The organism is Methanohalobium sp. (assembly GCF_018609725.1).
In the GTDB taxonomy this organism is placed as follows: Archaea; Halobacteriota; Methanosarcinia; order Methanosarcinales; family Methanosarcinaceae; genus Methanohalobium.
The window spans coordinates 1-3,155 of sequence record NZ_JAHENT010000127.1 but is presented as its reverse complement, the minus strand read 5'-3'; the positions used below and the strand labels follow the sequence as shown (position 1 = coordinate 3,155).

The 3,155-nt window shown below is 37.9% G+C and carries 6 protein-coding genes; all 6 read left to right on the top strand.

The features are described from left to right. A partial coding sequence (locus QZ276_RS08460; RefSeq protein WP_292487096.1) for a hypothetical protein occupies positions 1-555 on the top strand: 555 nt, incomplete at its 5' end. Next, positions 555-764, top strand: coding sequence for a hypothetical protein (locus QZ276_RS08455; protein WP_292487095.1), 210 nt, complete (start codon positions 555-557; stop codon positions 762-764). The genes QZ276_RS08460 and QZ276_RS08455, both read left to right, overlap by 1 nt. Before the next feature lie 2 nt (positions 765-766). After that, a complete protein-coding gene (locus QZ276_RS08450; RefSeq protein ID WP_292487093.1) occupies positions 767-1,321 on the top strand; it encodes a 2OG-Fe(II) oxygenase in 555 nt (184 codons plus the stop codon). A gap of 10 nt (positions 1,322-1,331) precedes the next feature. Beyond that, positions 1,332-2,555 carry a hypothetical protein gene (locus QZ276_RS08445; protein ID WP_292487092.1) on the top strand — a complete coding sequence of 408 codons (1,224 nt, stop codon included), beginning with the start codon at positions 1,332-1,334 and terminating at the stop codon, positions 2,553-2,555. An 11-nt stretch (positions 2,556-2,566) separates the two neighbouring features. Continuing rightward, a complete protein-coding gene (locus QZ276_RS08440) occupies positions 2,567-2,905 on the top strand; it encodes a hypothetical protein (protein WP_292487091.1) in 339 nt (112 codons plus the stop codon). Position 2,906: 1 nt separating this feature from the next. Further along, positions 2,907-3,155: hypothetical protein (locus tag QZ276_RS08435; RefSeq protein ID WP_292487089.1), on the top strand; the 249-nt coding region annotated here is incomplete at its 3' end.

Genomic DNA, 3,155 nt, shown 5'->3' with positions numbered 1-3,155 from the left:
GGTGAATTTAGAGTTGAATTCAACAACACCACAAATAATCGTCATTCTCCTGCACTTGATAAAAGTAGAAGTGGTTTGATTACTACTGAATACTTTGTCAATAACAATATAACGAATGAAGATGCAAATGAAGGTGGTGAAGCTGATACCAAGTATATCTCCAAGACCGTGACACTAGCCGAAGGTCTTGACGCCGAAGATTTGAGAGTTCTTGTTACAGCCTACAAACCTTCAAGTGCAAATGTTCGTGTATACGCTAAACTTCTTAACTCGCAAGATAGTCAGAGTATTGATGATCTTGAATGGCAAGAATTAAGTAAGACAACTAATGATACAGTTTCATCTAGTGATGAAGATAAGTCTGACTTTATTGAGTTTGAATACAATCTACCAGATTCCGTTCTAACAGGCAGTGGTGGTGAATATCAATATACTAACGATGGAGTGACTTATACAGGATATAAATACTTTAGAATTAAGATCGTATTGACTACATCTAATACAGCAAAATCTCCGTTCCTTAAGAACTACAGAGCAATTGCGGTACAGGCATAATGAGTTATAGTAAAGTAAAAGATGATGAAAATCTGATACGCGACGAGAATACGCGCGCAATCCTAAACACTGATAAAGAAGGATTGCGCGCGTATCGCGCACAGAAGGCTAAATACAAAGAAATGGATAATATGAAGAATGATATTGACAATATCAAAGGCGAAATGAGTGAAATTAAATCAATGTTGAAATCGTTATTGGAGAAGTAAATATGAGTAATGAAAATTTTATTAGATATTATGATGACGTTATTAGTGAGAAGTTCTGTGATGAACTAGTAGAGACTTTTGAAAATCATCCAGAATTACAAGAAGAAATGGCCGAAAATGGTCATTATTCTTTTACCGAGATTAAGCTGCTAAGTGCGCCAGAAGTCTTTAATAGTCAGTCCGACAGACTTAGAAAGACTTTCTTTTCGTACATTGATCGCTATAAAGAAGATTGCAATATTAAACCAGAAATGTTCCCGTCAAAGATGGGATATGAAGATTTTAGAATGAAGCGTTATTTGCCCGAGAAGCAAGATTCATTTCCAAGTCACGTTGATGTTGGTGATTACTTCTCAGCACGTCGCTTTCTAGTATTCTTTCTCTACCTAACAGAACCCGAAGGTGGAGAAACAAGTTTTGAACAATTCGGTATCACAGTGAAGCCTAAAAAGGGTAGATTATTGATGTTTCCGCCCATGTGGACTCACTTGCACGCTGGACATATCCCGGTCGATAAACCTAAATACATTGTAGGAAGCTATCTACATTACGTCTAAGGAATAATAAATGCCTATTGCTAACGTTACACTAAGTAATACATTTGATGAATGGCGTATTCGCCATAATGTTATAACTGTAAACATTAATGCTTTACAGAATACCGCAACTGGTCTAAATTATACCGTTGCGAATAACGTTCACGCATTTTTAAATGTTAGATCAGGTGACGGCACAGAAGCGGCTCCCGCTATCACAAACTTTGGTGATACGACAACCGGTATTCGCTATCCTGCAAACGGCTCTGTTGCTCTTGTCGCTAATAGCACAGATGCATTGACAGTTGACCAGCATCGCAATATCACAATGTCAAATACCGTAACCGTACAGGAATTTACGGCAAATAGAAATGCGACATTTGATGGTAATACTGTAACGTTTAATTCGAATACTGTCTACAATGGCGACGCTACGTTTGAGAATGCTGTAACTGTTAATGATCCACTAACAATTAACGACACTACAACTTTCAATTCAAACGTGTCGATTGATGGTACTCAGACAACGCAAAGTGCAAACGCTATCTTTAACGGAAACGTTACGCATAACGCAAATGTAATCCACAATGCGACAGTCAACTTTGAAAATTTAACCAACTTCAATAATCTGATTGCGTTTAATGCTAACGCTTCATTCAATAGCTATAGTACAACGTTTAACGCGAATACTACGTTCAATGGTGATGCTACATTTGAAAATCTATCGACGTTTAATGATCCTGTCATTATCAATGACACCACCACTTTCAACTCTAATACAGTATTTGGTGGTAATCTCAATACGATCAACGCGAATACGACATTCAATGATAGTGTAACGTTCAATCAAACAGTAACGTTTAACGATACTACGACTCACGTTGCGAACGTATCTGTAATTGGTACAAGTGTCTCCGTAAGTGCTAACACAACTCATTCCGGTGAAGTCAATCTAACAGGACTTTCAAGACTTAAAAATACTGTAACTCTTGGTGCAAGTATTATTCCTGATGCTGATGCAACTCACAATATCGGCTCTAGTTCTAACACTATAAATACAGTTTACAGTACCCTAACAGATACAACTACGTTAAGAATCGGTGACGTTGGCGGAACTTCAAACTCTATTGTTGGCGTTGAATATAGTGCAAGCTTTGGTGACGTAACCAATACAAGCAACACAGTACCGACTACAGATGCCGCACAAAGATACACAGACGCGACAGCAACCGCTCTTGCAATTGCTCTAGGCTAAAGGAAATATAAATGGCTAATACATTCAAACTTAAGACATTTGACGGAAGTACTACAGCCGGTAATACAGATATGACGATTTACACTGTACCAGCAAGTACAACGGCAGTTGTTATTGGTCTTAACCTATCAAATCTTATTACGACTGATACTGTTACTGCGGATATTAAAATAAATAACGCAGATGGTGACAACGTTTTCTTGGTTAAGAATGCACCGATTCCGACAGGTGGTGCGCTTGAAGTAATGAGTGGTAATAAGATCAATATGGAAACTGGTGATGCTGTAGTCGTTCAATCTAATACTGCAAATAGTGTAGATAGTACATTATCAATTATGGAGATTACATAATATGGGATATACTGGTAATAAACCAACAAATGTACCTATTGATGGTGAAGATTTTAGAAAAAATTCTGTAGGTAAAGATCAAATAGCATTTAATGCTGCCGATCTTGATGCACCTTCATCTGATAATAATTTTACAAATATGCCGCAGGTTGGCGGCTCTCCGATTGTCGAGTCCGGCTCCAACAGCGACGGTGAGTGGGTGCGTTATGCGGATAGAACACAGATTTGCTATACGGTTGTTAACACAGAT